The sequence below is a fragment of the Blautia sp. DFI.1.216 genome (assembly GCF_020594215.1).
GTDB lineage: Bacteria > Bacillota > Clostridia > Lachnospirales > Lachnospiraceae > Blautia_A > Blautia_A wexlerae.
On record NZ_JAJDML010000034.1, the window covers coordinates 36,165 to 43,689 of the forward strand.

Sequence of the window (7,525 nt, forward strand, 5' to 3'; positions counted from 1 at the left end):
GAATATGCAGGAGAAACAGATTAACAAGAGAAAATGGGGGCATTAGATATGTTTCAGGTAGTAAAACGTGATGGCGAAGTGGATGAGTTTAAAATAGGCAAGATCACAGCGGCTATCCATAAAGCCTTTGATGCAAAAGAGAAAAATTATAGCGAAGAGATGATTGATCTCTTAGGGCTGCGTGTTACTTCTGATTTTCAGAAAAAGATTACAGATAATAAGATTACAGTAGAAGAAATTCAGGACAGTGTGGAGAATGTGCTGATCCAGGCCGGATATGCAGATGTGGCAAAAGCCTACATTCTTTACCGCAAGCAGAGGGAAAAGGTTCGCAACATGAAGTCAACGATCCTGGATTACAAAGAAATCGTAAACAGTTATGTGAAGGTTGAGGACTGGCGTGTAAAGGAGAACTCCACAGTTACTTATTCAGTTGGAGGTCTGATCTTAAGCAACTCCGGTGCAGTTACTGCAAATTACTGGCTGTCTGAGATTTATGACAATGAAATCGCAGATGCACACAGAAATGCAGATATTCATATTCATGACTTGTCCATGCTGACCGGATATTGTGCAGGATGGTCACTGAAACAGCTGATCCAGGAGGGACTTGGCGGTATTGAAGGCAAGATCACATCTTCACCTGCAAAGCATCTGAGTGTTCTCTGCAATCAGATGGTAAACTTTCTTGGGATTATGCAGAATGAATGGGCCGGAGCGCAGGCTTTCTCATCCTTTGATACTTATCTGGCACCTTTTGTCAAGGCAGATAACTTAAGCTATCCGGAAGTGAAGAAATGTATTGAGTCTTTTATTTATGGAGTCAATACCCCAAGCAGATGGGGAACACAGGCACCTTTCTCCAACATTACGCTGGACTGGACAGTACCGGATGATCTTGCAGAGCTTCCGGCTATCGTAGGCGGAAAGAATATGGATTTCAAGTACAAAGACTGCAAAAAAGAGATGGATATGATCAATAAGGCATTTATTGAGACCATGATCGAGGGGGATGCCAACGGACGCGGGTTCCAGTATCCTATTCCGACCTATTCCATAACAAATGAGTTTGACTGGTCTGATACAGAGAATAACCGCCTTCTTTTTGAGATGACATCCAAATATGGAACACCGTATTTCTCAAACTATATTAACAGTGATATGAAACCAAGTGATATCCGCAGTATGTGCTGCCGTCTGCGTCTGGATCTGAGAGAACTCCGCAAGAAGAGCGGTGGTTTCTTCGGATCAGGAGAGAGTACCGGTTCTGTGGGGGTAGTAACTATAAATATGCCACGTATCGCATATCTTTCCAAGACACCGGAAGAGTTTTACAATCGTCTGGATCGCTTAATGGATATTTCCGCACGTTCTCTGCATATTAAACGTGAAGTAATTGGTAAGCTGCTGGATGAGGGATTATATCCTTATACAAAGAGATATCTTGGAAGCTTTTCCAATCATTTCTCTACCATTGGACTGGTGGGAATGAACGAGGTTGGTCTGAATGCCCGCTGGCTGGGAAAAGATATGTCTGATGAGCGTACACAGAGGTTTACAAAAGAGGTTCTTCTTCATATGCGGGAACGTCTGTCCGATTATCAGGAGAAGTACGAAGGAGAACTGTTTAATCTTGAGGCAACTCCTGCTGAATCTACTGCCTATCGTCTGGCCAAACATGACAGAAAACGCTGGCCGGATATTAAGACTGCAGGCAAGGAAGGGGATACTCCTTATTATACAAACAGTTCTCATCTTCCGGTTGAATATACCACAGATATTTTTGATGCACTGGATATTCAGGATGATCTGCAGACGCTTTATACATCAGGTACTGTATTCCATGCATTTATCGGTGAGAAGCTTCCTGACTGGAAAGCAGCAGCAGCACTGGTACGTAAGATTGCAGAGAATTATAAACTGCCGTATTATACGATTTCGCCGACCTATTCTGTATGTAAGGAACATGGCTACATCAGCGGAGAGCATTTCACTTGTCCGAAATGTGGTAAGAAGGCGGAGGTTTACAGTCGTATCACAGGATATTACAGACCTGTACAGAACTGGAATGACGGTAAAGCACAGGAGTATAAGAACCGTACGCTTTATGATGTGATGCATTCAGATATCAGAAAAATACAGCCGGTTCATGCCAGTGTAGTTACTGTGACTAAGGATGATGTGAAGATAGAACCTGTGGCATCACATAAATACCTGTTTACAACCAGTACTTGTCCGAACTGCAGAGTGGCGAAGAAGATACTGGAAGGCAGGGAGTTCGAGATTATTGATGCGGAGAAGAATCCGGAGATGGTGAAGGAGTTTGGAATTATGCAGGCTCCGACTCTGGTGATCACAGACGGTGAGCATATGACGAAATATGTAAATACATCCAATATTAAGAAATATGTGGATGAGGGATTATAAAGATACTGAGAGAGTTGACCGGAGGATAAAAGAGATGATCAAACAGAATGTTGTATTTGTGGAAAATAAAGCAGGAAGTCTGAAAAGAGTGACAGGGATACTTGCAGATAACGGGATTAATATTTATGGATTTGCATGCTTCGATGCACCGGAGTTTACAATCTTCCGTATGATCTGCAACGATCCGGATAAAGCGGAAATTGTTTTAAACAGGAGTGGATATATGAATCGTATTACACAGGCGATCGTAATTGATATGAAAGATCAGGTAGGCGGTCTGGATGAACTCCTGAAAGTAGCATCAGACAGTAATGTAAGTCTTGACTATATTTATACTTCTTTCCACAGAAAAGATCTCAGACCTGTAGTAATTCTTCAGACGGAGGATGGTGCAGTGACAGAATGCATTCTTAAGAATAATGGATTTAATGTATTTACTTCAGCAGAAGAACTGGAGAAATAATACTGTATAAGACAGTGAGAGAATCACAGGACTGGGGATGGTTCTGTGATTTTTTGTATATTCATATAGGAAAGTTGAATATATCTTGACTATATGACTAGGAATACTATATAATAAAAGAAAACAATGATAATCCGACGAAATTTAATCAGGAGGTTTTGAAAAATGCAGATTTCTACAAAAGGAAGATATGCTCTGAGACTTATGCTTGATCTTGCAGTTCATAATACAGGAGAACTGGTCAAGATCAAAGATATTTCTGCAAGGGAAAATATTTCAGAAAAATATCTGGAACAGATTATTTCATCATTAAAGAAGGCAGGATATGTAAAGAGCCTGAGAGGGGCACAGGGCGGTTATATGCTTGCCAGAGAGCCGGAAACATATACGGTGGGAACTATTCTGAGACTGACAGAAGGCAGCATGAAGCCGGTAGCCTGTCTGGAGGACGAACCGAATCAGTGCAGCAGAGCCGGGGAATGCGTCACACTCCGTCTCTGGAAGATGCTTGATGAAGCTATTGAGGGAGTACTGGATAAGGTTACATTGCAGGATCTTAAAGACTGGTATGAAGAGATGGGAAATGATTATGTAATTTGATTTTCCCTCTTGACAACAGTGGATTTATAGAATATCATGTATATAACATATAATTCATATATACTTAGTATGAAATAAGGAGGACGAACTCATGGCAAAAATCTATAAAAATGCAGCGGAACTGGTTGGAAATACTCCTCTCCTTGAGGTTGGAAATCTTGAAAAAGAGCTTGGGCTGGAAGCGAGAATACTTGTGAAGCTTGAGTATTTTAACCCGGCAGGAAGTGCCAAAGACCGTATCGCCCTGAGTATGATCGAAGACGCTGAAGAGAGAGGCGTTCTGAAGCCTGGCGCAGTGATCATCGAGCCTACATCAGGTAACACCGGAATCGGTCTTGCTTCTCTTGCTGCAATCAAAGGATACAGAGTGATACTTACGATGCCTGAGACAATGAGTGTTGAGAGAAGGAATATTCTGAAAGCATACGGTGCAGAAATCGTATTGACAGATGGAACAAAAGGTATGAATGGCGCAATCGCCAAAGCAAACGAACTTGCGAAGGAATATGAGAACAGTTTTATCCCGGGACAGTTTGATAACCCTGCAAATCCTGCAATCCACAAAAAGACCACAGGTCCGGAAATCTGGAGAGACACAGACGGACAGGTAGATGTTTTTGTGGCAGGTGTTGGTACAGGCGGAACGATCACCGGTGTTGGTGAATATCTGAAATCCCAGAATTCTGACGTGAAAGTAGTGGCAGTAGAGCCTGCAACTTCCCCTGTACTTTCTCAGGGAAAGAGCGGTCCGCATAAGATTCAGGGAATCGGTGCGGGATTTGTTCCGAAGGCATTAAATACAGAGGTTTATGATGAGGTTTTTCCGGTTGAGAATGAGGATGCTTTTACAGTTGGCAAGTTGATCGCCAAACATGAGGGAATTCTTGTTGGTATTTCTTCCGGTGCGGCTCTCTATGCGGCAATCCAGCTGGCTAAGAGACCGGAGAATAAAGGAAAAACAATCGTAGCTCTTCTTCCGGATTCCGGTGACCGTTACTATTCTACTCCATTATTTGTGTAAAATAAAAAAGCCCTTTTTAGGGCTTTTTTTATTTTACATAAATGTGTTAGAATAGATATGCTGTACAAATGATTTTTATGTAACTGTTCAGTATTTTGCAGAACAGCTAACATAATATAAATAAAATTATCATAAACAATAATATTCCGTGTAATCGGATCACAGAACAGGATGGAATAAAAATGAGAAAAGCAATTATCGCAATGAGCGGCGGAGTGGACAGCTCTGTGGCAGCTCTGCTTACAAAGGAAACCGGTGATGAATGTATCGGTGCTACCATGAAATTATTTCACAATGAGGACATAGGAGTAAAGAGAGAGAAAACCTGTTGTTCTCTGGATGATGTGGAGGATGCCAGAAATGTCTGCTACAGAATGGGAATCAGGTACTATGTTTTTAACTTTTCCGAGAGGTTTAAAGAGGATGTTATGGACCGCTTTGTGGATGCCTATGAGCATGGAGCTACGCCAAATCCCTGCATTGACTGCAATCGTTATCTGAAATTTGACAAGATGTTTCAGAGAATGCGTGAACTGGAGTATGATTATATTGTAACCGGACATTATGCACGTGTGGAATATGATGAGGAGAAGAACCGTTACTTATTAAAGAAAGCTGTGGATGATACGAAGGATCAGAGTTACGTGCTTTATATGCTGACACAGGAGCAGCTTGCGCATATTTCCCTGCCCCTTGGCGGGCTTCGCAAAACGGAAGTGCGTGAGATCGCAGAGAAGCATGGATTTGTTAATGCCAGAAAGCATGACAGCCAGGATATCTGTTTCGTACCGGACGGTGATTATGCAAAGTTTATTGAACAGTACACAGGACGTAAATCAATCCCGGGCGATTTTGTAGATACAGAAGGAAACATTCTTGGTAAACATAAAGGAATCATCCACTATACACTTGGCCAGAGAAGAGGACTTGGTATTCCGGCAGCATCCAGACTGTATGTGTGTGATATTTCTCCAAAGACCAATCAGGTGGTTCTGGGAAATAATGAGGATCTTTTCCATTTGGAACTGACCGCAACAAAGGTCAATCTGATTTCCTGTGAATCTCTGAAGGAGCCAATGAGACTGAAAGCAAAGATCCGTTACCGTCATCCGGAGCAGGAGGCCTTAGCATGGCAGACGGAAGATGGAGTGCTGCACGTGCGTTTTGATAAACCACAGAGAGCTATCACCAGAGGGCAGGCAGTTGTGTTATATGATGGTGATATCGTTGTAGGCGGCGGCGTGATTGAAAATTGTATTAAATGACAGATCATCCTTGTCTTTCGCATTCTGTCGGACTGTCTTATCTGCACTGTTTTTTTGGAAACGTTATAGTTATTAGCTATTAAACGCTATAGAAAATTTCCTATTGACGTACTAGGAATTAAATGGTAATATACAACTATGCTAAATCATATCAAACAGATATGAAAAGCGTAGAAACAAAAATGACTTGCAGATAAGGGGCTTAAGAGCCGGAATCAGTTTTGCAGAGAAAAAGATTATTATAAATCAGAGAAAGATGAGGATATACACATGAGCAAAAAAATCGAAAGAAAAGACAGACATTTCAAATTTGAAACATTACAGCTTCACGTAGGACAGGAGAGTCCGGATCCGGTTACAGATGCAAGAGCAGTACCAATCTATCAGACATCTTCTTATGTATTCAGAAACTGCGATCATGCAGCTGCACGTTTCGGACTTGCAGATGCAGGTAACATTTACGGACGTCTTACAAACCCGACTGAAGATGTATTCGAGAAAAGAATCGCAGCGCTTGAAGGCGGTTCTGCGGCACTTGCAGTAGCATCCGGTGCAGCAGCAATCACATATACAATTGAGAATCTTGCACAGCAGGGTGACCACATTGTAGCAGCCAAGAATATTTACGGTGGAACAACAAACCTTCTGGAGCATACACTTCCGGCTTATGGAATCACAACAACATTCGTTGATGTATTTGATCTTGAAGAAGTAGAGAACGCAATTCAGGATAACACAAAAGCTGTTTACATCGAGACTCTTGGAAACCCGAACTCTGATGTAGTTGATATTGAAGCTATCGCAAAGATTGCTCATGCACATAAGATTCCGCTTGTAGTGGATAACACATTTGCAACACCTTACCTTGTAAGACCAATCGAATATGGTGCAGATATCGTTGTTCATTCTGCAACTAAATTCATCGGTGGACATGGTACAACAATCGGAGGTGTGATCGTTGAGAGTGGTAAATTTGACTGGGAAGCATCAGGTAAATTCGCATCTCTGACAGAACCGAACCCAAGCTATCATGGCGTAAGCTTTACAAAGGCATGCGGACCGGCAGCATTTGTTACAAAGATTCGTGCAATTCTTCTTCGTGATACAGGTGCAACCATCTCTCCGGTAAGCTCATTCATTTTCCTTCAGGGACTTGAAACACTGTCACTTCGTGTTGAACGCCATGTAGAGAATGCACTGAAAGTTGTTCAGTACTTAAATAACCATCCGCAGGTAGAGAAAGTTCATCATCCGTCTGTATCCACAGATCCGGTTCAGCAGGAGCTTTATAAGAAATACTTCCCGAATGGTGGCGGTTCCATCTTTACATTTGAGATTAAAGGTGATGCGCAGAAGGCAAAGGACTTCATTGATAATCTGGAACTGTTCTCATTGCTTGCCAATGTAGCTGATGTTAAATCTCTTGTTATCCATCCGGCTACAACAACACACAGCCAGTGCACAGAAGAAGAACTTCTCGATCAGGGTATCAAACCAAATACAATTCGTCTTTCCATTGGTACAGAGAATATTGACGATATCATTCAGGATCTTGATGAAGCATTTAAGGCAGTTGCTGAATAATACAGATATAACATTCTTATATATTGTATAAATAAAACATGAATAAAAAGACCATCTTCCGGATTTTCCCCCATATCTGCAAGATGGTCTTTTTGTTATTGTTTACACACCGCTATCCCGCGAGGTGTTTTGGCATGAATATGCCAAAATCCCGAGACATACAAG

General features: G+C 41.8%; 6 protein-coding genes. All 6 read left to right on the plus strand.

The window, feature by feature from the left end:
* The first annotated feature begins 48 nt into the window (after nt 1–48).
* The gene (locus LJE11_RS12980; protein WP_008706456.1) at nt 49–2,427 is read left to right on the plus strand and encodes a ribonucleoside triphosphate reductase; all 2,379 of its coding nucleotides are present in this window, start codon (nt 49–51) and stop codon (nt 2,425–2,427) included.
* A gap of 34 nt (nt 2,428–2,461) precedes the next feature.
* Nucleotides 2,462–2,890, plus strand: coding sequence for an ACT domain-containing protein (locus LJE11_RS12985; RefSeq protein WP_195279902.1), 429 nt, complete (start codon nt 2,462–2,464; stop codon nt 2,888–2,890).
* 165 nt (nt 2,891–3,055) lie between these two features.
* Nucleotides 3,056–3,490 (plus strand): RrF2 family transcriptional regulator, encoded by a 435-nt coding sequence (locus LJE11_RS12990; RefSeq protein ID WP_008706458.1) that lies wholly within the window; start codon nt 3,056–3,058, stop codon nt 3,488–3,490.
* 91 nt (nt 3,491–3,581) lie between these two features.
* The gene (gene cysK / locus LJE11_RS12995; RefSeq protein WP_118573814.1) at nt 3,582–4,511 is read left to right on the plus strand and encodes a cysteine synthase A; all 930 of its coding nucleotides are present in this window, start codon (nt 3,582–3,584) and stop codon (nt 4,509–4,511) included.
* Nucleotides 4,512–4,693: 182 nt separating this feature from the next.
* The gene (mnmA, locus tag LJE11_RS13000; RefSeq protein ID WP_173721826.1) at nt 4,694–5,776 is read left to right on the plus strand and encodes a tRNA 2-thiouridine(34) synthase MnmA; all 1,083 of its coding nucleotides are present in this window, start codon (nt 4,694–4,696) and stop codon (nt 5,774–5,776) included.
* A 270-nt stretch (nt 5,777–6,046) separates the two neighbouring features.
* Nucleotides 6,047–7,360 (plus strand): O-acetylhomoserine aminocarboxypropyltransferase/cysteine synthase family protein, encoded by a 1,314-nt coding sequence (locus LJE11_RS13005; protein WP_022380497.1) that lies wholly within the window; start codon nt 6,047–6,049, stop codon nt 7,358–7,360.
* The last annotated feature ends 165 nt before the right edge of the window (nt 7,361–7,525 follow it).

Excerpts from the sequence above, each read along its gene's own strand:
- LJE11_RS12980 (WP_008706456.1), top strand. The coding sequence starts at position 49 with ATGTTTCAGGTAGTAAAACGTGATGGCGAAGTGGATGAGTTTAAAATA.
- LJE11_RS12985 (WP_195279902.1), top strand. The coding sequence starts at position 2,462 with ATGATCAAACAGAATGTTGTATTTGTGGAAAATAAAGCAGGAAGTCTG.
- LJE11_RS12990 (WP_008706458.1), top strand. The coding sequence starts at position 3,056 with ATGCAGATTTCTACAAAAGGAAGATATGCTCTGAGACTTATGCTTGAT.
- cysK (WP_118573814.1), top strand. The coding sequence starts at position 3,582 with ATGGCAAAAATCTATAAAAATGCAGCGGAACTGGTTGGAAATACTCCT.
- mnmA (WP_173721826.1), top strand. The coding sequence starts at position 4,694 with ATGAGAAAAGCAATTATCGCAATGAGCGGCGGAGTGGACAGCTCTGTG.
- LJE11_RS13005 (WP_022380497.1), top strand. The coding sequence starts at position 6,047 with ATGAGCAAAAAAATCGAAAGAAAAGACAGACATTTCAAATTTGAAACA.